Here is a 23893-nt window from a genome sequence, read left to right as displayed (position 1 = left end):
AAAAACCCGTCCTTTCTGCCAAAAACCTTACTGCCAATTATTTCAAACTAATACACTTTTCTCAATCTTTTGTTTAACATTAGAAAAAGCCTATTCATATACGAATAAGCTCCGAGATGACTGAAGACTCGATCTCAATTTTTAATTAACGCATTTAATAGGTTAAATATCTAATTCACCTCTTCCACTTCAAACTTTAATCGATCTAAATCCCAGACATCTTCTTCATAATTTTTGATCACTTTCACCTCTACTCTTTGCCCCTCATCATATTTTTCAGGATTGGAAACTCGTATAGTAGGTGAATCTGGTTTGTCTTTAAATTGATATGACTCTGTCGAGGATTCTGCATCGCTAACTGTTGTCCAAGCTTGGATATCAATTTCCATATCCCCACTTTCTTTGTTAATTTCTGTTATTTCCCCATTAATAAACGTCCCTTCTTCAACCTGAAAACAACCTATCAAAGTAAGAGTTAGAGCAGTCATAATGAAGAACATCTTGCATTTCAACACCTGGTCATTCCCCCCCCCTAAAGATACATCAATAACAGTTGCTGAACCTCCACATCACTTCAATGTTGTATAAGAGATATCTTTCCTCGTAAACAAGATAGTTTACCTCTTCTTACTTACAACCTACATTCTTCTATATGCTAGAATGCCAATAACGATCGATGTATAATGTTTAAACGAAAAATTTCCCTAGGTGAAAATTTCGCTAATAAGAGGTCTTTTTACTTTTATGAACCACCATCTCTATTAAGCCCAATAGTAATAACCCTAGAATAAATAAAACAACCCTGTCCCAGATTAATAGAAAAGCTAAAACAAATACTAAGAGTAAACTTCTTACCCACTGCCTGTGCAAAATTCTCATATAGAACCCCTATTTCCTATCAATATTTCCATCATTCTTTACGTGGATGATTAATATGTTTGTACTCCACTTGTACTTAAATAGTTATAGATACGCCCCGATTCAGTTTAGATGTGTACTGACGGCTTTAGGTCCCCTTTGGAAATAAGTAAGAAACCAATAGAAAAATAATTCCTACCGCAAATCCTGTCCAAGTTATCGCATTCATTGTGCTGTATTCTAAATCCTGTGCTATTCCCGATAGTATTAACGTTATTCTAATAACGAGAGTGAGCATAACAATCCCAAATGCAGTCCACTGAATGATATTCCGTTTACTGCTCTGTTCGCTTTTCATAAGAAGCCTCCTTTTCATAGTCTTGACCATCTCTTTAACCCTGTCTTTTCATATCGAAAGCTTCACGGACTCTTTCACCTCATATTCGTATAATCTCCCACTGGTTCTATTTCTGATCTCCCGTCCTAGTAATTTTCTTTCGCTTATAAACCACGTAAATCACATTAGCGGCGACCATTATTAAAGAACCGGTTAAATACCCAAATATAGGAGGTAGATAAGGCACATCAGGCAGAAAGACGAGTTGACTTCCAAAGCTCCCTCCGATGAAAACCGCCAAAGCCAGCACACTCCATCTCCATTCGGAATGGATGAGTTTCTTCTTTTTCTTCATTATTAAAGACTCCCTTCATTCTTCGGTTTCATTTTCGGTTATCGCATTATTGAAGGAGTTGTTTTGAATGCCATTGCCTATAGGAGACAGAATCCCCTCAAATAGTCCATGCGTATGGCCTCTCATTCTTCATAAGATAGGCATGAACATTCGTTTCAAATTGTCTATTATCTCTTAGCAAATTGTTGAAAATTGCTGTCCTTTTCAGAAACAACTTTTTCACTTTCCATCTCAACTTTAACATAAATATCCAACCCCTTATCCTACTTAAACTATCCTTACTTTGTATCAGTAAACTCATTTGAAATTCGTTAGCCGTGGTGTCGCGATTTTGTCCACACATATGAGACAAAGCAACGAACATAGACTCCTAGTATGAAGTCAGATCAGTGAATCAGGAGGTGTCTGATGATGAATATTCATCCTTCTATGCGTTTAAAGCTAAAGAAGGGCACTTTCTTCATGCCAGAGCCGAACGGGAGCGTTTATTTTAGGAACAATTCAGGTTCGTTTCGTATGGAAGGTAGGACGATTCATCAATGGATTGAAAAGCTTATTCCAATGTATAACGGGGAATATTCGCTAGCTAGCTTAACAGATGGATTACCGGATCCCTATCGTAATCGTATTTACGAGATTACCGATTCCCTCTTTACGAATGGGTTTCTTCATGACATTAGTAAAGACCGCTCCCATCAGTTGAAACCACATGTGGTGGAGAAATTCGCTGCACAGATTGAATACATCGACAGTTTCTGTGATTCAGGAGCTTACCGGTTTCAACAATACCGAGAGCAAAACGTTTTAGCTATCGGAGAAGGATCCATGTTAATTGGATTAGTGTCATCTTTACTTACATCCGGCTTGCCCCGGTTCCATACGTTACTAACAAACACGAACACCAGTCAACAAAGAATAAGGGAATTAGAGGCGGCTGCGAGACAAACAGACCCTGAAGTTTCTATTGAACTCACGTTAAAAATGGATAGTGACCCGATCTCCTGGGATGCGCTGGTCGAGCCATTCGATGCGATTTTATACGTATCACAAGAAGGAAACGTCAAAGAACTACGAACCATCCTTCATGCCTGCCAAGAAGAAAGAAAACTATTTATCCCAGCACTCTGTCCTGGAAAAGTAGGTGTGGCTGGCCCACTTATAAGCCCCGATTCCGGTTGCTGGGAGTCTGCATGGCGAAGCATGAACCGGAATGAACAAACTCGCTCACTCTCTTCCCCAGCAGGTGCAATGCTAGCGAATGTAATCGTATTTGAATTGTTTAAAAAGAGCACGGGCATCCCTGTGCTCGCGTATAACCAAATGTTTCTCCTTAACCTCGAGACACTTGAAGGCAAATGGCATCCGTATCAACCTCATCCGCTCGTATCAGCAAAGCTCGACGTTATAAGGGTAGAAAACATATTAGAAAAGATAAGAACAAATGATGGAAAAAAAGCTCAAAACGAACTTCTCTACTATTTCAGTCAGTTAACCTCAAGCGAGTTAGGTATTTTCCATAAGTGGGAAGAAGGCGAGCTGAATCAATTACCTTTAGCTCAATGTGAAATTCAAACGGTTAACATACAACCAGATGACCTTTCTTCACGACATCCGAGTATCCTAATCGCCGCTTTAACACACGAAGAAGCGAGGCGAGAAGCTGGTTTGACCGGAATTGAGCAGTACGTACTTCCTTTAAAGGGGAAGATCATCTCATCACTCCCCTTTCAATTAGAGCGTTGTCCGTATACGCAAACCGAGCTTCATATTGGAGCTGGAGAAACGTTCATTGAAGGGGTTAGCCGGGCTCTGCAAAAAACACTTGAAGAGGAGTGGAATGAGAAAGCGGATCAGTGCACTACAAACATATCCAAACTTTCCTTCGATCAAGTTGAAGACAATCTCTGTAACTACTATTTGAAAGTTTTATCGACCATGAAGAAAGTGCCGGAGCTAGGCTTAGGAAAAGATGTGTACGGACTTCCTGTCGTATGGAGGAAAGCGGAAGATAACCGCTGGTACGGAACTATCGGATTTACTCTCACGCTGGCTTTGCGCGGCGCGCTTCTTCAGGCAGTTAAAGAGGTACAAAACAAATCAACTTCATTAGCCCCCTCCTTTTCAACGATTCAGTTTGAAGAAAAAGCAGTCCAATCTATTGATATTCCTGCCTATGACACGAACGACCAGGCTAACATTCTTCGTTCCGTGGTGGACCTTTTCGAACAACAAAACAAGGAGCTTTCCATTGTAAAAATAAATCTCGAAACCTTTGAAAAAGATGGATATCTAGATGTCTACGGTGTGTTGTTAGGAAGGGGGAGAAGACGTGAGCGCTAATATTACACTAGTAGGAAATGGCATGTTACAACAACGCGTAGCAAAAGAACTGGCTCCCTTCCATCACCTCACTCTCCTTCCAGACTTAGAGAAGGCGATACTTAAGAATACGACATTGTTGCTCGTCATCCATGACTATTGGAATCCATCGATACATAAACTTGCGGAGGAAGTGGCGCGGGAGCACGGTATCGATTGGCTACGGGGCTTCTTATCATTTGGTGAAGGTGTCGTTGGTCCGCTCGTTCGCCCCGGTCGTGAAGGCTGTTCACAATGTGCGGATACAAGAAAGATGATGGCAGCGAACGACCGGGAAGATCTATGGAAAATTCAACAGGTTTTAAGCAAGGCCGATGGCAATATTCGTGATGAATGGCTCTCTCAAACGGGACTTCTTCAAATGGCTCAACTGATCAAAAATGAAGTGCACAATGTGGTACATCTTAAGTCTCCTCAATTAGAAAGGGCGGTTCATTTCACCAATTTAGGTTCCCTTGAGAGCTCTCGCCATCGTATCTTACCAGACGCCTATTGTTCCGTTTGCAGTCATTTGCCCGAAGACTCCGAAACGGATGCGGTGATTACGCTTAAACCAAGTTTGAAAATTAGTGAAGATCGCTATCGATGTCGTTCGATGGACGACTTAAGCAACGTACTTTCAAGAGATTATCTCGATCCACGAACAGGTCTATTAAATCGTCTTATGATCGATTTTGAAACACCGTATGCTGATGCGATCGTTAACCTTCCTCTGTTTAATGGAAATGAAGGCTCTGCAGGAAGAACAAATTCGTACGCGATGAGTGAAATGACAGCGATATTGGAAGGGTTGGAGCGGTCTTGTGGCATTGATGCAAAAGGGAAAAGAACCGTTGTTCACGATTCCTATCGCAATCTGGATCGAGCCTTGAACCCTCTTAAGCTCGGCGTTCATGATGATGAACAGTATGCAGAGCAAGGCTATCCATTCGCTCCATTTCATCCTGATCGAAAAATGAACTGGGTGTGGGGCTACTCTCTTATTGAAAAAAAGCCGATTCTCGTGCCAGAGCGGCTCGCTTATTACAGCATGGGCTGCGGCGACGGGTTTGTGTTTGAAACGTCTAATGGCTGTGCGATCGGAGGAAGTCTTGAAGAAGCGATTTTCTACGGCATGATGGAAGTGCTTGAACGCGACTCTTTTCTATTAACATGGTATGCAAAGCTCTCTCTTCCTCGGATTGATCCAGTCTCATCAAATGATGAAGAACTACATTTGATGATCGACCGCATGCGAGAAGTATTAGGATATGATCTTTATTTATACAATGCAACGATGGAACACGACATCCCCTGCATCTTAACGATCACGAAGAACCGCACTTCTCATACCGATCGCTTAAACCTGATGTGTGCGGCTGGCGCGCATCTCGATCCTGTGAGAGCTGTAAAAAGTGCAATCTTTGAAAGTGTTGGACTGATCCCACCATTAAATAAAGATTTCAAAAACAAGAAAGATGAATTTCTAGCCATGTATCATGACTCCTCTCTTGTTAAGAAAATGGAAGATCACGGCATGGTGTACGGACTTCCTGAAGCAGAAGAACGCCTTCACTTTTTACTAAATCAGAATCGACCTATGCAAACATTCCAAGAAGCTTTTCAACCGTCAAAACGTCATGCCGACCTCACGGATGATCTAAATACGATGTTACAAACCTTTCGCCGTTTAAACTTGGATGTGATCGTTGTCGATCAAACTACACCTGAAATTCATCGGAACGGACTTCACTGCGCAAAGGTCATCATTCCAGGGATGCTGCCGATGACATTTGGCCATCACTTAAGGCGCGTTACCGGCTTAAGCCGAGTATTGAAAGTTCCAAAAGAACTCGGATATGTTGATCGCGAACTAACAGTTGAGGAGCTCAACCCTTATCCGCACCCGTTCCCTTAACGTGGCGAGGAGGTTAGTGATGGATCTTGATTTGTTCTTACATCAACTGCATTTCCAAAATGACCTTGTGACGCCACCGAACTGTGAAGTGAATTGGGACGATGCTCCCCTTCCATTTAAGATTTATCGTCATTTGCCGGAGTACGCTCTTGCTCATGATGTTCCATTCGTTATTCAAGAATCATCGTTTCACCCAACGCCCGATCTGAAAACAATCGGTTCTTTTCTCTGGTATGTTTATGGGCTGTCTCAGATTAGTCAGACAGCTTTTCCATCTGATAAGGGTGGCGAATCAACGGAAACGATGCAATCATTCCGCCGCTTCCCCCCATCAGGAGGCGGCTTATATCCAAGTGAACTGTATCTATATCTTAAACTAGATGAACTACCGAACGGGATTTACCATTATGATGTTGCTCATCATCGTCTTCTTTTGTTACGTAAAGGTTATTTTGATTCTTACTTAAACAGCGCACTAGGAAGTAACTCTAACCTTTCGAGCTGTTTTGGGGCCGTCATCATCACGACGATGTATTGGAAGAACTTTTTTAAATACAACAACTTTTCCTATCGTCTTCAAGGATTGGATGCGGGGGCACTTATTGGTCAGCTATTGGAGGTTAGTAAATGTTTTCGCTTTTACCCGAAGGTTCAATTTCGATTTCTAGATTCAGCGATCAATCACTTACTGGGGCTTGAAGAACTGGAGGAAAGTACCTACGCGGTCATTCCGCTATCAAAGCATAATATTGTGCATGAAGAGGCGCCTGGAGAATGTTCAGCAGCAGAATTGGTGAAAGAAATTCCTAAAATCAAAACAACGCATTACCAACGTTCTCAAAACGTCTTACCGTTTCCTGAAATCGCACAGGTTCATCACGCCACGCTTCTTGAATCTACCAGGTTGATACGGGGGCTTAAAAAAAGCGAAGAGAACTTCGAAAACAAGTCAAAGATTGCTTTGCCTAAAGCAAGAGAGATAACCAAAGATTTAGCTCACGTTTGTCAGAATCGCTATTCACCAGAAATGGATTTTAACGGACAAAGAATCGATCAGATTCAGCTCGCTTCCCTTCTGAAGGAAAGCACTGATTCCTACACGTACGCTAACGATTTAGATAAGGGAGAAAATCAATTGTCACGCGTCTCTCTTTACGGGTGCTTTTATCAAGTAGATGGCATTCCAAATGGGGCTTATCGGTATGACCCTACTTCTCATTCCCTTTTACCCATTAAAGAGGGTGACTTTCGTTTAGACCTCCAAGCTGGAATGTCCCTTCATAACGTTAATCTGCATCAAGTTCCAATCTGCCTGCATTTAGTCGGAGATCGCACGTATCACAAAGCAGAACTTGGCTACAGAGGCTATCGCATTCAACATATGGAAGCTGGGATGCTTCTTCAGCAACTATTATTAACGGCCAGCGCACTTGGCATGAACGGTCATCCCCTGCTTGGTTTTGATATCAATGGTTGTGATGACATTTATGAACTGGAAGCTGCACAGAAAACGACGATTATTCAAATTCCTGTGGGGTTTCATCGTGCTAAAAGTTGGTTAGTTGGGGGGATGCATGGTTGAGATGGAGGGGTCAGGTACGTGTCTGACCCCTTCTTTCCTCTACTGTTGATGCATCTCATAACGGAAGAGAGGGCTACTGATTGAATCAGTAGCCCTCTCTTTTACTTTTCAAAAATCCTTTCACAGTGATGAGCGCTTACTCCAAGATCTATAAAAATGACCCCATTCTAAACTAACCCAGAATCAGGTCTTCATGGACATCAGCGACCGAGACATGGAACCTGCTCCTTCGTGCTTGAAGCTTTTCTTCCCTAGCTTTGGAATATACAGTGATAAAAACAATGACCTACCGAAACTGAAAAGAATGAAGCTTAACCAAATCCCCGAGTTTCCTAGGATGGGAACAGTCAGCCAGATTGCTGGCAGGAACAGAAGCAAGGCCAGAAGGATCGAATCTCGTATTGGTGCTGCTTGAGTGGCGCCTGAGAATATCCCTTCCAGCTGCAGTCCCCAAAATCCGAGAATAGGAAAGAGGACCATCCAGATGAGTTGATCTTGGGCAGCTGCCCGCACTGCTTCTATCGTTGTAAAGAGAGAAACGGTTGCCTGACCCCATAACACCATAACGAGGGAGAGAAAAGCGGCAGATCCCAATCCCCATTGTGCTGATAAGTGAAAAGCGCGTGTGTACAGCAGTCGGTTTCCACTTCCAATCGACCTTCCGACTAGGATGCTGGACGCATTTGCGAAACCTCCGAACAAGTAAGCCATCATATAATGAATTTGCAAGAGGATCGCATTGCCAGCTAAGATAACTTCGCCCATACTTGCTCCTTTTGAAGTGAATAGGATCGTCATCGCCAAGAGGCAGATTGTACGCAAGAACAAGTCTCGGTTCACTTTGAACATTTTTTGAAGTGGTTCAAGTTCGGTCAACATCCTCAACCGAATTTCCTTAAGGCCTGGCTTGATTGATCGATAGATAACTACGGCGCCGAACAATACCGCTGTGACTTCAGAGATCAATGTTGCGTAAGCCACCCCTGTGACGCCCATTTCAAGTCCAAGCACAAAGATGAAATCCAAAAAAATATTCAGGACATTCATCACCACTTGTGTGCCGAGTGCCAGCCGGACTTTTCCCATTCCTATGAGCCAACCAATCATCACATAGCTTAATAGAATGAAAGGTGCTCCCCAGATTCTGATGGTAAAGTAGGAGGCGGCCATTCCTGAAAGGTCTTCACTTCCACCGATCAGCATTAAGGAGATATGCAAGATTGGCTCCTGCAAAAAGAGAAAAAGCAAACCGAACAGGATAGCGATGATCGTGGGTCTGAAAAAGGTTAATAGGATCTCCCTTACATCCTTAAGCCCTTCTGCCTGCGACGTAAACCCGCTGGTGCTAACTCTCAAAAATCCAAGGAGCCAGTACATCGTATTAAAGATAACGGCCCCGATTGCGACTCCCCCAATGGAAATCGGATCAGGCATTCGGCCGACAACAGCCGTGTCCACCGCCCCAAGAAGCGGAGTCGAGATCCCTGATATGACGAGGGGGATTGCTAAACGCAGATACTCTTTATGGCTGCATGCTTTCTTGATTTCTAAAGATGTTGCTTCTGGATACATACTATTCTCCTTCTATAACTTCCTAGTAAAAAGGGGGATCTTTCGATTCTCGACGGAAGGCGCATCCTCACCCCGATTAAAAGGAATGAGTACATCTTCCACACAAACCGCATCATAGTGAAAAATACAACATCAATCCAGGGAAGCTGCGGCAATCAGTGCCTTTGTATAAGGATCTCTTTCTCGCTCATACATATCCTCTAATATGAACTGATCCACCATGCCCCCTTCTTTTAGGACGATGATTCTTTCGCATAGGAAGGTTACCGCTCTTATATCGTGCGAGATGAATAAGATCGTGATGTTCAATTGCTTTTGCAACGCTTTTAGGAGAGTAAGTATTTGCACTTGCATCGTTACATCCAGGCTGGCAGTTGGTTCATCGCAGATGAGGAGCGAAGGTTGGAGACTGATCGCCCTTGCGATACTCACCCTTTGCTTCTGACCTCCGCTTAGCTCATCGGGATATCGTTCAGCCAGGCTACTGTCCAAACCCACCAACCCCAAAAGTTCCCCTGCGATTTCTTTATCTGAAAGGCCATCTCCTTGTATAAAAGACGGCGTGAATTCTTTATAATTCTTCAGAGGTTCCAGTAGGCTTTTCCAGATTGGAAGTTTTGGATTTAAAGCACTGGCAGCGTCCTGGAAGATCATCTGGACATTCTTGCGGTACGCTCGTAAAGGAGCACGTTTCTTAGGTACGATCGGACTTCCTTGAAACGTAATCATCCCCTCCTTAAAGGTTTCCAGGCCGACTAAAATTCTGGCTAATGTACTTTTCCCACTTCCGCTCTCTCCAACGATCCCAAAAGACCCCCCTTGATCCACAGAAAAAGAAAGCTGGTTCAGTGCTTGCAGGTTTTTAGAATAATCTTTTGATAGATTTTCTACTCGCAAAGTATTCATAGGGAATTCGCCCTTTCGCTGGTCGATGGCTGTCGTTCACCGGGGAGTGACAATAAGCAAGAGCAGAGTTTTTTCGTGTACGGATGTTGATGGTCGCAACGGATTCGTTCTGAGGATCCCTCTTCTACAATAACTCCCTCGTACATGACATGAATCCTGTCTGACCACTTATAGGCTTTTGCGAGATCATGGGTAATCATCAGAACGGCACAGTCCGTTTCTCTGCGTACTTTATCGATATAACTTAGTACTTTTTCTCCATTCATTAAATCCAATGCGGTCGTGATTTCATCACAAATGAGAAGACTCGGCTTAATGGCTAGTGTCATCGAGATGGCTGCACGCTGCACTTGTCCCCCGCTCAATTGAAATGGATAGCTTTTAAACACCCGTTCACTGTCCAGGCCGGTTTCTTCCAAAACAAGGAGAGCTGCTTCTTTCGCTGCTTTTTTGGAAATGCGTTGATGAGTGCGGATCGTTTCGATCATTTGTTTTCCGATTTTGATATAGGGAGTAAAGCTTCCACGATAGTCTTGAAAGATCAGACTGATGTCTCTTCCAAGCAATTGGCGACGTTCTTTTTCCTTCATCTGCAACAAGTCCCGTCCCTTATATAAAATCTGTCCTGTCACTTTCATCTCCTCAGGTAAAAGACCTAATATGGCTTTAGCGGTCAAACTTTTTCCACTGCCGCTTTCGCCGATTAGTGCAGCAATTTGTCCTTGATCTACTTCCATATCGATGCCTTTGATTAAAGGATTTCCTCTGCTTTCAACGGTCAAGTTTTTAATAACGATTAGACTTTCACTCAATTTCTGCCCCTCCCTCTACGAATATCAAAATGATTCTTCAGCCCATCACCTAAGAGGTTGAAACAAAGAACTGTTAGCATGATCGCTAAACCTGGATAGACCATCAACAAAGGATTGACCTGGAAATAGGCTCTGCCGTCATTAAGCATGGCTCCCCATTCTGGAATCGGTGGCTGTGCGCCCAATCCGATATAGGAAAAGGAGGAAACGAGTAGAATCACCTTTCCAACATCAATGGCTGCCATGACAATGATATCTGGAATGACCTGAGGCAAGATGTGCATACGAATCGTTTTTAAGGCACTTGAGTTCGATGTTTGCGAAACAAGAACGTATTCCTTCTCTTTTTCCGTTAAGACAAGTCCACGAACCACGCGCGCATACACAATCCACCTAACAAGAACGATCGCAATGAGGAGGTTTGTAAGATTTGGTCCAAGAATGCCGGCAATGGCAATGGCCAAGATGAAATCAGGAAACGATAAGATCCCATCTACTATTCTCATGAGAATGGCATCCACTTTCCCTCCAACATACCCAGAAAGAAGACCAACCGGCACGCCTATCACAATAGCCGCGACGATTGCTACAGTGCCTAATCCAATCGTTAATTTGGCACCATATACAATTCTGGCAAGAATATCCCTACCAAGCTGATCTGTACCGAGCCAATGCGCAGATGAGGAACTTTGGAGCCTATTCCCCATATCGACAAGAAAAGGATCATGTGGCACAAGCCATCCACCAATCAGCATCACACCTACGATGAATAAGGCGAGCAGTAGGCCAAGGACGAGATTGATCTTCCGTACATTCAGCGGTGCTTGAATAGCGGCTGTTTTCATGACACCGACTCCTCCCCATTGTTAATTTGAGGGTTGATCATCATGTACATAAAATCCACCACCAGGTTTGATAGGACAACAAGAAAGCCAATGATCAGAATATACCCTTGAATAACAGGGTAATCCCGCTGCATAACCGCGCTCACGATTAATTCACCCATCCCTGGCCAGGAGAAGAGAATCTCAATAACTGTCACACCTCCGAGGAGGCTGCCAATACTTAACCCAAACATGGTAACGAGTGGGATTAGGCTTCCCCTTAAAGCATGTGAAAAAATGATTCTTTTTTTTCGTAAACCCCGTGCTTTTGCAGCCTCGATATAAGGGCTTTGCAGTGTAGCGATTAAACGCTCACGTAAAAGCCTAATATACATTGGAGCCATCGCAACCCCAAGCGTGACAGAAGGCAGAATAAAGTGTGCGAGCGTCCCCTTTCCCATGACAGGTAGAAGATTCCATTGCAAGGAGAAGACATAAATCAACATTAATCCAAGCCAAAAGCTAGGGATAGAAGCTCCCGTCAAAGCGGTCCACCTGCTCAGATAATCGGGCCATCGCCCTTCATACACAGCTCCCAGTATCCCCATCGGCACAGCTATGATAAAGAGCACCACCAAACCGCCAATGGATAAAGAAAGAGTTGCGGGTAGCTTATCCAGGATCATGTCCAGAACGGGCCTTTTGGAAATTAACGATTCCCCAAGGTCTAGTTGAAGAACCCCCAAGACCCATTTTCCATATTGCTCAAGAATCGGCCGATCAAATTCGTATGCTTTCATTAAGTTTTCTTCATCGGTTTTCGTTGCGGCAATATCGTCCACATTCAACATCGTTCTGATCGGGTCTCCTGGGGTAATCTTCATTAATAAAAAGGTTATAAAAGAGAGAAACAGAACCATAATAACCAATTGAAGCATTCTGGATCCGATCATCAACAGTAATTTTTTCACATTGCTCACCTTCTAACTAATGGATGAGCTTTTCCAAGAAAAGTGAAAGCATCAAAAGACTCTTCCACTCTGCTTCTATTCAACATCCATTTCATTTGTAATCAAATAATATTCTTCTGATCCCGGCTTCCAATTTTTCACGCGTTGGTTTACCCCGACGATAATATGGGGATGAAGAATGAAAGATTGCGAAATCTCTTCTTGTATCTTTTCAACTGCTTTTTTCTGCAACTCGATTCGTTTCTCTTGATCTGCTTCCTTGTTAAGCTGCTTCGTGATGTTATTGACTTCAGGGATATTAATTTGACCAGGGTTCAAAGAACCATCAGGCAGATAAGCGACATTGAGAAAGTAACCACCGTCTCCACGAGGCGCTGTTAAGTTGGAATAGGTAACAATGTCCCACTCTTGTTGCTGCTCCCACAGGTAACTGTCAATATTTTCAACTGTCACGACGTTAACCTTAATACCAAGATTTGCTGCCTCGGACTGAAAGTATTGAGCCATCATTGGGAGTTCAGGTCTACCTTCATAAGTAGCTAAAGTCAATTCGAGGGGCTTTCCATCCTTCTCCAGGTTTCCATCCTCATTTTTCTCATAGCCTGCCTCGTTTAATAACTTCTCAGCTTTCGAAGGATCATAAGATGTAGGATCTTTCTCGCTCGCAAATTCGAAGTCTGGGTTAAATGGTCCGTTAGCTGCTGTAGCGTGGCCATTCATGATTTCCTCAACAGCGACCGGACGGTTTACTAACAGATCCAAGGCTTGTCGGACTTTCACATCCTGCAGTTCAGGTTTGGCTGAATTATAGAGAAAGAAATGTACTCTTAAACTAGCAACCGATTCAACACGCAGTTCATTATGACTCTCAATCGGTTCCAATGATTCTGGAGGCAAGTGGTACGAGATATCCGCTTCTCCGGATTGAAGCGCTAGCGCCCGTACATTGGCGTCGGAATTGAACTTGATACTGATATGATCCACGTTGGCCTCTCCATCCCAATACTTTGGATACTTCTTCAATTTGATTTCTTCTTCTGAGGAAAAGCTCTCCACTTGAAAAGCCCCTGTAGCAATTGGCTTTTCACCGATATTATCCGCATCTGCTTTAATGATCGATGCATTCGTGTGAACGAGTTCCGATAAAAACGCAGGATACTCCTCTGTTGTTTTAAAAGTGATTTGCTGGCCATCCGCTTCCATCTTGTCGATCTTCAAAGCGGAAGCTAAGGCTTCATTCACTTCAATGGCACGTTCAAAGGAGGCTTTAACCGCTTCCCCATCCACTGGTGAACCGTCATGAAACGTTACTCCTTCTTTTAGAGTAAACACCCAGGTCGTTTCGTCCTTCTGCTCCCAGGATTCAGCAAGCCACGGCTTAATCGCAAGATCATCATCAAGTTTTACAAGCGTTTCAGCGATTCCAGCTCGCACTCCCATCCAATCTTGGTGAGGATCAATGGTTTTCGAGGCAAAGCTGAATAACATCGTTAATGATTTATCTTTTGAGGTTGATTGGTTTTTCTCTGTTCCTGCCTCATCTGTGCAGCCTGTGATTATGATTAATAACAGGCTCAGCAGGAGTCCCGCTATGGTTTTCTTATTTTTCATCATTGTTCTCTCCTCTAGTATTAAATTGTTAAAAAGTTTCTTATGTACCAGTCGACACAATTCATTGAACACCCCCACAAAACAAAATCATTACGATTTAAATTCCGAAAAAACTATAATCCATAACACGAGACGTCGTTCCATTAAATCGAAATAATTACTATTTACAATGGATGACTTATACTCATCGGATAACCTCACGTCAATAACTTTTTATCCCTTTAACTACTTTTTCCATACCGGTACGAAAGATATTTTCGACTTTTGGACTGGCTGTTTTTTTCGAGAGAGCAAGATGCATGAAGTAACGATAAGCATCCCTCCAGTTACAGTGAGTAGATCAGGTACCTCTGCCCAAAAAAGAAAACCCCACAGTATGTTAAACACGATCCCTATGTAACGAGCGATTTCAACAACAACAACACTTTCATGTGTAAAAGCCTTCGTTAAGAACACCTGGCCGAGCAGTGATACAACCCCAATTCCGACTAGAATAGACAATTCTGTAGGCGAAGGAAGCACAAAATTGTTCCACATTAGTGGAATGGTAATAAGGGTACCAGTGGCCAAAAAATAAAATACGATTTCAAATGAATGATGCGCTTTGCTTAGAAAACGAATGCTCACAGCAGCAGCTCCTGCAAAAAGAGCACTTGCCACACCAACAAGAGCAAAAAGCGAGTACGCCGAGTACGCTCCTGGCTTCGTTAACAATACAATTCCAACAAGAACGAGAGGCAGTATCAGTATAACTCGCTTAGAAACTCGTTCTTTTAAGAACAGATAGGAAAAGAACACAGCAAAGAAAGGAGAGAGATGTGCGAGAATGCTTGCATCCGCGAGTGGAATTTTTGAAATCGTATAGAAGTATGCTAGTAAATACAGTGCTCCAAAGATGCCGCGCAACATTAGAAATGGAATCCCTTTCCTCGAGAAACGAACCTTGCTTCTCTTCATGAAGAAATAGATGAGTAACGTTCCTATGAAACTTCTAAAAAAGACGATCTCTGAAGTTGGCACGGTGTCACTTACACTTTTGACGAGCACATTCATCATACTGAAAATCAATGAAGATAGAATGGCAAGAATAACTCCATTTCTCATACCTTCACCCTTTGCTCACTTCTCATTCCTGTTATCCGCTCACCTTTCAAATACTGCCATTCGTGAGCTTTCCGTTCGAATAATTGAATCAATCGGACTATTTCCGGCATACTGATACCTTTCTCTACTCCCATGCGGTGCATTTGCTTTAAATTCTTATAGTCTTCGAACGGGATCCTAGGCACGCGCCATTCTCCGGATTCTGTTCTCGAAATTTGCTTATACGGTACCTTAGAGAAGTCGAAGTATGCACCGTTTTTATTAGGTTTTGAAAAGGGGTCGATCAAGATGGAAGCGTAACGAATGTACAGTAAGTACTCCTGCTTAACAGATTCAACTTCACAGAACCTATCTAAATCAGACCGTGACAGCGACTCATCATGCACAGGGTAGTTATCGTCGTTAAGAAATTGAAGTAAATTAATTGGATTTCCACCTAGCTCCACGACGAGAGCTGAAATCTCCTTCCACAGCTTCACCATCATTCTGATTGTTTCTTGCGTGATTGGCCCTTCCGGATAAAGCTTGTATAGGGATTTCAAGGATTTTTTCTCAGAAAAGATTTCGTTTAATGAGAAGGGATTAATAAAGAACGGAGGATGGACGTACGTCGTGATGTTCCGACATTCCACATCAATCGCGTTTTCCTTCACGACTGTCTCAATACCAGCTTCCGCTAATAACTTCTCTATAAGGCGAAGATCACGCCCCGTTTTTTTGTTTGTAGCAAGGTAAATCCGCTTCTTCACCGCCTTCGTGAACGAAACGAGGTTACCGTCAGGGACGAATTTAGTAGCAGCGAAATAAGTAGAAAGACTAATCAACTCAATACTCCTACCTGAGTCGTGAACCAAATTACTAACGTGTTCGTTCGATCCAACTACGGGTGACAATAAAATAATCGTCTTAAGTTGTGTTAATTTTTCTATCCGAAGAGCCTGAAGAACGTCATGATAACTGTAGCTTGGAACGCATAAGATCATCACGTCAAATCGATCCTCAACGGTTGCAAACCCATCATAAAAACGCGTAATCTTGACCTTACCAGAAAGAGAAGGTCGATTTGGTGCAATGGCTGTAATCACATTTTCAGATTTCTCGAGCTGGTTCTTTACTTCCCGCGAATAAGAACTATTATGATTTACTAGTGACATTTCTCCCTCCCAGCTCTTCGAAACAGCAACGGCTGTTTGAATTGCTGCAGGACCTGCACCGACAATCAATGTATGTTGTATACTCATGTCATCACCTTGCTCTTTTTCTCAAGTACGAGTGTTTCGTAAATGCTGTCACTTTTCTCATGAGGGACAGTATGCTGTAGCCAGTTACCTGTGATGATCTCATCGATTGGATAATTAAAAATCGATTTCAAACCGTTTCCAAATCTGACGATCACCTTTGTCCCTTCCCACACCTTCTCCTTAAGAACGTCGATCACTTCAAGTTTATCTTTCACAAGAGAAGCAATAAAGACATGAGTGATAGTCTCAAATTCATGTTGTGCGGTAATATCACCATGAAGAAACGCAATCTGTTTTTCGAGCCCCGATGCACGTGCCACTTCCCTGGACAACTCAATGGCTTCATGATCTATGTCCAAGCAAATCACATTAGCACCAGTTTCTTTCGCAATCGTTAAGGCTGTTGTTGGAAATGCTCCAGATCCAATAAACAGCACGTTTGATTCACTATGTATGCCGAAGTTGTGGTATTCATCCCTAACAGACTGCGCCAAAGACGACACGTATTGTCCAACTGGGAGTCCAACCTGCTGAGCTCGAATGGACTGGTATTTCTCCACGTCACATAGAGCGTTGACCGATGTTTCACGCAGCTGCTGTGAAAGCTCCTGAACCTCCTCTAATTCGCTCCACTGGTTCCATTTCACAATGTTCTCTTTCCGATTGATGAACGCACATAAATCATCCAATTTGCTTTTCAAAAGATCGTAGCATCCATCGAATTCCTGTGCATATCGAGCGAGTTCCGCAATCTCCACTTCGATTACTTTCAACGAACAAAGGAGTTCATATTTTTCTTTCAAGAAAGTCACCTCACTTTTTACTTTATAAATCGAAACGATTTCGATTTATAAAGTAAAGTATAGGCAAAACCTTTCGATGTGTAAATCAGTTTTTACATCATTGCATATAATTGAGCCATTAGTCCTCTTACGGTGTCAAACAATGAATGAACCGCACATACAGAGAGAAGCTTTATTTAACAACAACAGAGAGTTTTTCCAGGAAACCACAAACCTGATAACATGGACTATATACCTAAGGGATCATTGACTAAAGAAAAAAGCATTCAGGAAGGACCTTCTCAACCACAATTTCAATATATAACAAAAGGGAGAGCTAAAAAATCCATCATTAGCTCTCCCTTCTATTTTCCAATACATCATTTCATAACCCTCTCGAGAGGATGATCAAATTTCAACCATCCCTTTCCCCAACACTTAATGCACCAACGGGCTCGGTGTTCCTAGGGACATAGGGGCAGGGCACCATAGCCGTCGCATGTTGCTTGTCCATGGTGCATGGTTGCATGGTGCCTGTCACTTGTCGAATTTTAAGAGCGCTCAAGCACCGATACGAGCAAACGGTGAATGACTTCATGGTCACGCACATCGTGTAAGCGGTATTCTTTCCCAGGAAGCGTGTACCACTCCTCTGCTCCTACATACGTGATGCGAAGCGTGAGATCGCCTTTCTCATCACAGGAAGTCACCAGTTCAAGCTCCCCGCTAATCACACCTACTTCTTCGGTCATAACACCGTGAGTTGCAGTGAAAATGGACGACTTTTGTTTCATTTGAGCGCACCTCCTCAGCTTGTCGAAACGATCAAACTATCAACTAACCCGAATTAATAACTACACGTATTCAGCATGCTTTGAAGAGCCGATTTCTCTGAAGACTGAAGGCTTAAATCATAGTCATACTTCGTATTGATCCACCACTTTGCATACCCGCAGTGAGCACTGTAACGCGTTGGCTTCCAAGTAGACGGATCCTGGTCACCCTTGGAGCGGTTGCTGCTTGCCGTTACTGCAATAAGATGAGGACCATCAAGGTCATTCGCGTAATCCTCTCGCTTTTGTGTGCTCCAACTACTTGCTCCTGAACGCCACGCCTCTGCCAACGGCACCATATGGTCGATATCAAGATCAGACGGGTCATACACTTGCACGCCATCAAAGTAGCTGTACCATTTACCAGACGTTACAGGACAGTCACCGCTGTAATAATCAGCATCCCTCTGCAGCACCAATTGACGCGTGTCACAGCCATTCCCCTGTCCAATCCAGTGTGAGAATTTATCACGTGAGTATCCGGACATAGAATCTTCAGACTGTACAGTCAAGGAATCCAATTGAGATTGAGCGGCAGACTTTGACGGCGTTCCAGGAGGGATCGCAAGAGCGGACGGAAGTCCAAATTGATATCCACTAAACAACAGAACCAAAGTAAAAACAACTAAAATTGATTTCTTTAACATCGTAATGCCTCCTACTTTTTTGATTATTTATGTCCTAACACCTTCGTTCAGGCGTAAGAGATATTAATAGTCTTTTAAGTCAAAAAGAGAACTGAGACATAACAAAGCGTAGTAACCTCTTTTATCAAGCAGTATGTTTCTTTTATGTATCAGCGCGCCTTAAATCTAGCATAATTTTCAAACAATGTTCTACCGTTCAAAGACATATAATCAAAGTTGGTTCATATGAGCTAGTGAGCGTTCTCTTATTTTTAAGTAGATGTTCCCAACAATTTTTACAAGCTTCATAAAAAGCGTGACCTTTGGATGATATGAAAAAATCAGTGCGAATCACCCACGATAAAATGACCTAAACTATTAGGACCAAATTAGACCTTTTTTCAATCTCGAATCGTCACCATGTTTCTTTATAAAAAAACTCTACGGAACGTTTGTTGTTACTGAGCTTATTAGCTTATAAGATAGAAGCGTAGTAGGAGGAGAATACGATGAACAATAGTAAAGTGGGAGAACTAATTTATAGTTTGAGGAAGGAAAAACGCCTTACTCAGAAGCAATTAGCCGATCTAATGAACATTTCTGATCGAACCGTTTCAAAGTGGGAGCGAGGTTATGGCTATCCAGATATTTCGCTATTACCACAGTTATCTGAACTGTTAGGAGTTAACATTGAAAGTATCTTAGATGGTGATTTAGCGTCAAATGATTTTGTAGGAGGAAATATGAAAAAATCAAATTACTTTGTATGTGAATTATGTCAAAATATCGCTTTAGCAACTGGAGATATTTCCATATCTTGCTGCGGAAGAAAATTAGATCGATTAGAAGCAAAGAAAGCAACAACTGAAAACCAACTTAACATCATGGATATTGACAATGAATGGTATATTTCTAGCAAACATCCGATGTCTAAAAATCACTATATCTCCTTTATTGCTTTTGCAACCGGAGATCAAGTTCGAATTATGAAGCAATATCCGGAATGGAATTTACAAGCACGCCTTCCTAAAAGCAAGCATGGCAAATTATTGTGGTATGATACGAAATTCGGATTGTATTATCAGCTGATATGAGCTTTTTGTGAACCGGAACTAAAGAGGGGGTCAGGCACGTACCTGACCCCCGATACATTAAACCACTAAAGACTATTTTCACTACTTGTCCTCACTCCTTTCAAACGATTGCATATTCTATTAATGAGAGTGATCCATTACCTCTTAACTTAAAAATCACAGGAGTGATAACTATGTCTGGATACAATAACAGCTTCGCCCTAATTGTTGTCTTGTTCGTTCTATTGATCATCGTCGGCGTTGCTTTTGTAAACTGATAATACCAATGAAGGGGAATCGCCGGGACGGTTCTGGTGATTCCACCTCATAAATAAAAGAAGCATTCATTATTGGAATAATGAATGCTTCTTTTAACGTTTTTCGAAATATTGCATTATGAGAACCATCCTAGCAATGCTAAGAGACAAGGAACCTGTCCCTATGTCTGTTCACCCATGATAAAAGACTACAGTGTGTGCTTAGTTACTTTGTATTTTATGTTGGCTTAAAACTATTTCATAAAAGAAAACAAATGCTTCACTTTCGTTATCCATTTCTTTCATTACGAAGTGCCCACCACGCTCTCTTGTTTCAAAAACCTTCCATTTCCCTTGATTATATACACAACCTAATACGAGTGGTTCATCTGTTATTGCATCCAGAACCATCAAGTATTCATCTCCTATATTTAGTTTCTCATCTTTGTATCTTTGTAAGAATTCTTGTTTTGTCATAATTCCTCCTCTTTTATATCTTTCTTCAGCAAGACGGCTATTTCGAAAAAGAAAAAAGTCGGCATTTAGCCGACCAATAGTTGCTTATAATTGTGCATGTGATTTCAATTTTTACGCCAGTCATTTAAAGTTAATACTAGCTCATAAAAATAATTAAACGCCTCTTCTTCAGTATCTTTTTCTTTAATTACGTAGTGGCCACCTCGCTCTTTTGTTTGATAAATTTTCCACACCCCTTGATCGTATGCACATCCCACTACAAGTGGTTCATCTGTGATACTATCAAGTACCATCATATACTCTGCACCAATAGTTAGGTTTTCATCCTTATATCTTTTTAAGAACTCTTGTTTCGTCATAAATTGTACTCCTCCTAATATTCAGGTATAACTCCGATCTTTTCTAGAATTTCACCACTCAGTGGTGTTACAATTTGTTCGGCTCCACCATCCATTAATTCCTCTCCTGTAAAACGACTCCTCCATGGAGCAGCAGTTCCTTTCAATCCATAAGTAGTGTCAACCTTCCCAAGTACTTCCTTTAGATCCTCTTGGTATTCTTTATAGACTGAAGTTAACAAGTCAAAATCAACCTCTGAAAATGGCTTTTTCCCATTAGCTACGACAATACGATTCAGATCTTCAAGATTATCACTTTTAATTGCATCAATAGCATCAAAATAGGATTCATTATCAAAGTTTCCTACGTGCCTTGCTTCAGGGTTTTCTAGATATGGTATAGCACGTTGATTGTAAGTATACGGACCACCATTATCAGGTAAAGTAGTAAAATTCACTCCACCTTTTCCACCAATTCGATCCCATCTTTCGGGTAAAGGGTTATTTCTAGTAATCGTCTGAATTGAACCTTCTTCAAATCCCATGTTCTCTGGCCAATCCATCAACATTCGACCATTCTTACCAAATCCGTCAGGTTCCAAATACTTCGTATCAGAGACGACTGTAACATCGCCTTTTACTTCTAATCTATCATACGCTTCATGAATCTTCGCTAATTTTTCTTCATTCGTTAAGTCACTTCGTTTACCAATGTCATTGATGTGGTCAAAATATTCTCCAGGACTCTTGAAAGTTATACCTGAATCTTTACTCCCTACAATCCTACTAATCGAATCATCCATTTCTCTTCGTACAACGGTAGAGTTTACGACATTACTCGATACAGATCCATTCGCCCCAACAGCCACCCTATTCGGATTCCCAGCAACCTGCATGCCACCTTTAACGTCCTGAACAAATTCTCCCATGCCACGCTTGATACCTTCAAAGGCGTTATGCTTTTTCACGATGGCTGCGACGTCTACTTTGCTGCTTCCAGCTACCTTGCTTAAGTTGGCGTTCGGGATCTTTCCAGCGACTTTGGCGAGGGTGGATGATTTCCCTGCCATGCCGACATATGGGATAAAGGCTGTAGAGACATTCCCTGCGACATAAGCTACTCCTTCATCTTCATAGGTATCGGAGAAGGATTGTGTGATTGATTCAGCGACACCCATTGGATCCTTGATCGCCTGCATGGCGGCGGCTTTATAGCCTTCGACTCGTTTATCCGCTGCTTCCTTTAGAAAATCGGGTTCTACGGAATCGGGAAGTTGATGGGAGGTGTACACGATCCCAGCGTCACTGGCTACCGTGACGATGCCTTTTCCGATCTCATATAAACCGAGAACGAGTCCTTTTCCAAAGCCATAAATGTCAGAGGAAAGGTCTTCCACACCGTCCCAAACGCCTTCAAAAAGACCCGTGTAGGACATTTTTAAGTTCTGAGCTTTTCCGTAATAGTCGTCATCCGTATTCTCAAACGGCTTTACCTTCGTATTGTAAATGCCCCAAAGGTCGTCCATTTTTTGTTGGAGGACGCTTTCTGACCGATTGATTTCACGCCGAATTTGATTCAAGTTGGCTTCATTGCTTCGGCTTTTTTCGATTTCACTTTCGGTTGGTTCGTCGAAGAGCGAGAAGGTGTTATAAGGGACTCGGCTGGCGACGCGCGATGCTTTTCCGACATTCCCAGATATCCCACGTTCGATTTGTTGCAGATTAAACCAGATATCATTTCGATCCACTTGCATCATCGCTTGTCTTGCTAATGGCGTGATGTAGGCATTTGTATCAGTTACATAGGATTCGAATAAGGTTAGGAGATCCTGGATTTGTTCATGATAAGCTCGCGGAATCGCCGGGACGGTTCTGGTGATTCCACCTCATAAATAAAAGGAGCATTCATTATTGGAATAATGAATGCTTCTTTATTTCGAAGTATTGCAACATAGGAACCAACTCGGTAATGTTGCAGGGACAAGGAATCTGTCATATGTTCCTCAATAACTCTAAAAGAGATTATTTTTGTGTACTAATATATTCTCTAATTAGTTTCACATCACTTTCTCTCTTTGCATCAGGGGAAATTCCTAACTTTTTATACTTCCATATAATTAATCTCTCATAATGATTATAATTATTTTCTTCCTCTAATAAAGTATAATCAAATTCAACATCGAACTTACCAGTAGAATATAACTCAAATGTTAAATTAGTCCAAGGTTCCTGCTTATTTCTTTTGAATTCTTCCCATAATTCTCTAAAGATACTGCCAAGTAGATTTAATTGATGATCAATCTCATCTTCATCAATCCCTTCCATATCTTCAATATCTAAACTGTATATCAGTTCCTGCTTATTTTTTGGATAGTAAAAAAATACTGTCGAATCACTATATTCATCAACTTCTGAATATACCATCACTTTTTCCCATGGCTCTGGAATAGTATTATTTAACTGCACAGCTACTTTTTGATATATTTCTTGCAAGTTCTCTGTATTCATTTACTTTCCTCCATATACATTTTTTAATCTAGCATTAAATTTTTCTCCATCAATTCTATATTTTATGTTAAAGCTAACAGGCCTTATAGAATCTCCCTCATATACGGGTTTAATATCAACTATAACTTCCCGCTTATCTCTTAATGCTTTTGCCCAAGCAGATTCCAATTTTTTATAAGCACCTACATTAACATTACCATTCATTGAAACTATATTATCGATAAGTGGAGATCCATTAAATTTGAGTATTGCGGAACGAAAAAGCCACTTGTGCGAAGTTTTGAGCCATCAATCGCGGAGAATGGAGCCAGTGAATGCATAGAAGAGAGCCACCGGGTAAATTTCACTAGTGACTCTTTTCTTTAATATGGTCAACGAGGAGCGACTAAACTATGCCTTTCACGCATTGATATGTGGCCATCAATTATTATTTTATAAGAGTCATGTACAATCCGGTCAAGAATCGCATCAGCTACCTGGGCTTGTCCGAGTTTGGAATGCCACCCTTCGGGTGAGAACTGGGAACAAAAGATGGTAGAAGTCCGCTTGA

At 42.0% G+C, this 23893-nt stretch carries 25 protein-coding genes; 5 read left to right on the top strand and 20 right to left on the bottom strand.

All coding sequences use genetic code 11. The features are described 5' to 3' along the window. Positions 1 to 170: 170 nt before the first annotated feature. From ABVF21_RS22025 to ABVF21_RS22015, 3 genes are all read right to left on the bottom strand, one after another. Entirely contained in the window at positions 171 to 515 is a 345-nt protein-coding gene (locus ABVF21_RS22025; RefSeq protein WP_371019014.1) for a hypothetical protein, read from the bottom strand. Between the two features lie 491 nt (positions 516 to 1006). Next, the gene (locus ABVF21_RS22020; protein WP_371019013.1) at positions 1007 to 1216 is read right to left on the bottom strand and encodes a hypothetical protein; all 210 of its coding nucleotides are present in this window, start codon (positions 1214 to 1216) and stop codon (positions 1007 to 1009) included. A 106-nt stretch (positions 1217 to 1322) separates the two neighbouring features. Further along, positions 1323 to 1550 carry a hypothetical protein gene (locus ABVF21_RS22015; protein ID WP_194220799.1) on the bottom strand — a complete coding sequence of 76 codons (228 nt, stop codon included), beginning with the start codon at positions 1548 to 1550 and terminating at the stop codon, positions 1323 to 1325. A gap of 408 nt (positions 1551 to 1958) precedes the next feature. On the opposite strand from ABVF21_RS22015, the gene ABVF21_RS22010 reads away from it, so the two are divergent. Genes ABVF21_RS22010 through ABVF21_RS22000 form a run of 3 tightly spaced genes read left to right on the top strand, consistent with a single transcriptional unit; the run spans position 1959 to position 7408 of the window. Then, positions 1959 to 3890, top strand: a complete 1932-nt coding sequence (locus ABVF21_RS22010) for a putative thiazole-containing bacteriocin maturation protein (RefSeq protein ID WP_371019012.1) — start codon at positions 1959 to 1961, stop codon at positions 3888 to 3890. Beyond that, positions 3880 to 5826 carry a TOMM precursor leader peptide-binding protein gene (locus tag ABVF21_RS22005; RefSeq protein WP_303529600.1) on the top strand — a complete coding sequence of 649 codons (1947 nt, stop codon included), beginning with the start codon at positions 3880 to 3882 and terminating at the stop codon, positions 5824 to 5826. Before ABVF21_RS22010 ends, ABVF21_RS22005 begins: the two co-directional genes overlap by 11 nt. 19 nt (positions 5827 to 5845) lie before the next feature. Continuing rightward, positions 5846 to 7408 carry a SagB/ThcOx family dehydrogenase gene (locus ABVF21_RS22000; RefSeq protein WP_371019011.1) on the top strand — a complete coding sequence of 521 codons (1563 nt, stop codon included), beginning with the start codon at positions 5846 to 5848 and terminating at the stop codon, positions 7406 to 7408. A 183-nt stretch (positions 7409 to 7591) separates the two neighbouring features. On the opposite strand, the gene ABVF21_RS21995 is transcribed toward ABVF21_RS22000, so the two are convergent. The 11 genes from ABVF21_RS21995 to ABVF21_RS21945 all read right to left on the bottom strand — a co-directional run bounded on the left by ABVF21_RS21995 (position 7592) and on the right by ABVF21_RS21945 (position 18711). Further along, positions 7592 to 8980 carry an MATE family efflux transporter gene (locus ABVF21_RS21995; protein WP_371019010.1) on the bottom strand — a complete coding sequence of 463 codons (1389 nt, stop codon included), beginning with the start codon at positions 8978 to 8980 and terminating at the stop codon, positions 7592 to 7594. A gap of 132 nt (positions 8981 to 9112) precedes the next feature. Beyond that, entirely contained in the window at positions 9113 to 9886 is a 774-nt protein-coding gene (locus tag ABVF21_RS21990; RefSeq protein ID WP_194220794.1) for an ABC transporter ATP-binding protein, read from the bottom strand. Further along, on the bottom strand, positions 9883 to 10698 hold the full coding sequence (locus ABVF21_RS21985) for an ABC transporter ATP-binding protein (RefSeq protein ID WP_194220793.1): 816 nt from the start codon (positions 10696 to 10698) through the stop codon (positions 9883 to 9885). The genes ABVF21_RS21990 and ABVF21_RS21985 overlap by 4 nt, the downstream gene beginning before the upstream one ends. After that, positions 10695 to 11543: a nickel transporter permease gene (nikC, locus tag ABVF21_RS21980; RefSeq protein ID WP_303529613.1), complete on the bottom strand. Its 849-nt coding sequence runs from the start codon at positions 11541 to 11543 to the stop codon at positions 10695 to 10697. Before nikC ends, ABVF21_RS21985 begins: the two co-directional genes overlap by 4 nt. Further along, a complete protein-coding gene (gene nikB / locus ABVF21_RS21975) occupies positions 11540 to 12493 on the bottom strand; it encodes a nickel ABC transporter permease (protein ID WP_242057350.1) in 954 nt (317 codons plus the stop codon). The genes nikC and nikB overlap by 4 nt, the downstream gene beginning before the upstream one ends. Positions 12494 to 12568: 75 nt before the next feature. Next, a complete protein-coding gene (gene nikA, locus ABVF21_RS21970; protein WP_371019009.1) occupies positions 12569 to 14104 on the bottom strand; it encodes a nickel ABC transporter substrate-binding protein in 1536 nt (511 codons plus the stop codon). Positions 14105 to 14329: 225 nt separating this feature from the next. Further along, positions 14330 to 15208, bottom strand: a complete 879-nt coding sequence (locus ABVF21_RS21965; RefSeq protein WP_194220790.1) for a DMT family transporter — start codon at positions 15206 to 15208, stop codon at positions 14330 to 14332. After that, entirely contained in the window at positions 15205 to 16449 is a 1245-nt protein-coding gene (locus ABVF21_RS21960; protein ID WP_303529623.1) for an opine metallophore biosynthesis dehydrogenase, read from the bottom strand. The genes ABVF21_RS21965 and ABVF21_RS21960 overlap by 4 nt, the downstream gene beginning before the upstream one ends. Further along, positions 16446 to 17252, bottom strand: a complete 807-nt coding sequence (locus tag ABVF21_RS21955) for a nicotianamine synthase family protein (protein ID WP_303529626.1) — start codon at positions 17250 to 17252, stop codon at positions 16446 to 16448. The genes ABVF21_RS21960 and ABVF21_RS21955 overlap by 4 nt, the downstream gene beginning before the upstream one ends. Positions 17253 to 17782: 530 nt before the next feature. Continuing rightward, complete coding sequence (locus ABVF21_RS21950; RefSeq protein ID WP_371019008.1) at positions 17783 to 18025, bottom strand: hypothetical protein; 243 nt, start codon at positions 18023 to 18025, stop codon at positions 17783 to 17785. Positions 18026 to 18078: 53 nt separating this feature from the next. Continuing rightward, positions 18079 to 18711 carry an HNH endonuclease family protein gene (locus ABVF21_RS21945; RefSeq protein ID WP_194220786.1) on the bottom strand — a complete coding sequence of 211 codons (633 nt, stop codon included), beginning with the start codon at positions 18709 to 18711 and terminating at the stop codon, positions 18079 to 18081. Positions 18712 to 19199: 488 nt separating this feature from the next. Between ABVF21_RS21945 and ABVF21_RS21940 the strand changes: the two genes are divergently transcribed. Further along, positions 19200 to 19784: a helix-turn-helix domain-containing protein gene (locus ABVF21_RS21940; RefSeq protein WP_194220785.1), complete on the top strand. Its 585-nt coding sequence runs from the start codon at positions 19200 to 19202 to the stop codon at positions 19782 to 19784. 173 nt (positions 19785 to 19957) lie between these two features. After that, the gene (locus ABVF21_RS21935) at positions 19958 to 20041 is read left to right on the top strand and encodes a YjcZ family sporulation protein (protein ID WP_194222236.1); all 84 of its coding nucleotides are present in this window, start codon (positions 19958 to 19960) and stop codon (positions 20039 to 20041) included. 201 nt (positions 20042 to 20242) lie between these two features. Here ABVF21_RS21935 and ABVF21_RS21930 read toward each other — a convergent pair whose 3' ends face one another. The 6 genes from ABVF21_RS21930 to ABVF21_RS21905 all read right to left on the bottom strand — a co-directional run. Then, the gene (locus ABVF21_RS21930) at positions 20243 to 20497 is read right to left on the bottom strand and encodes a hypothetical protein (protein WP_371019007.1); all 255 of its coding nucleotides are present in this window, start codon (positions 20495 to 20497) and stop codon (positions 20243 to 20245) included. Positions 20498 to 20601: 104 nt separating this feature from the next. Beyond that, the gene (locus ABVF21_RS21925; protein ID WP_194220783.1) at positions 20602 to 20856 is read right to left on the bottom strand and encodes a hypothetical protein; all 255 of its coding nucleotides are present in this window, start codon (positions 20854 to 20856) and stop codon (positions 20602 to 20604) included. Positions 20857 to 20870: 14 nt separating this feature from the next. Further along, entirely contained in the window at positions 20871 to 22592 is a 1722-nt protein-coding gene (locus ABVF21_RS21920; RefSeq protein ID WP_371019006.1) for a hypothetical protein, read from the bottom strand. Positions 22593 to 22857: 265 nt separating this feature from the next. Continuing rightward, positions 22858 to 23343 carry an immunity protein YezG family protein gene (locus ABVF21_RS21915; protein WP_194220781.1) on the bottom strand — a complete coding sequence of 162 codons (486 nt, stop codon included), beginning with the start codon at positions 23341 to 23343 and terminating at the stop codon, positions 22858 to 22860. Further along, positions 23344 to 23592: a DNA/RNA non-specific endonuclease gene (locus ABVF21_RS21910; protein ID WP_371019020.1), complete on the bottom strand. Its 249-nt coding sequence runs from the start codon at positions 23590 to 23592 to the stop codon at positions 23344 to 23346. Positions 23593 to 23714: 122 nt separating this feature from the next. Continuing rightward, positions 23715 to 23893 (bottom strand): ATP-binding protein (locus ABVF21_RS21905; RefSeq protein ID WP_371019019.1); only part of this gene is annotated, 179 nt, incomplete at its 5' end.

Origin of the sequence: Pseudalkalibacillus sp. JSM 102089 (genome assembly GCF_041366475.1) — a bacterium.
Classification (GTDB): Bacteria; Bacillota; Bacilli; order Bacillales; family Guptibacillaceae; genus Guptibacillus; species Guptibacillus hwajinpoensis_B.
Note: the sequence above shows the minus strand (reverse complement) of the source record. Positions and strands in the feature narration are given on the sequence as shown.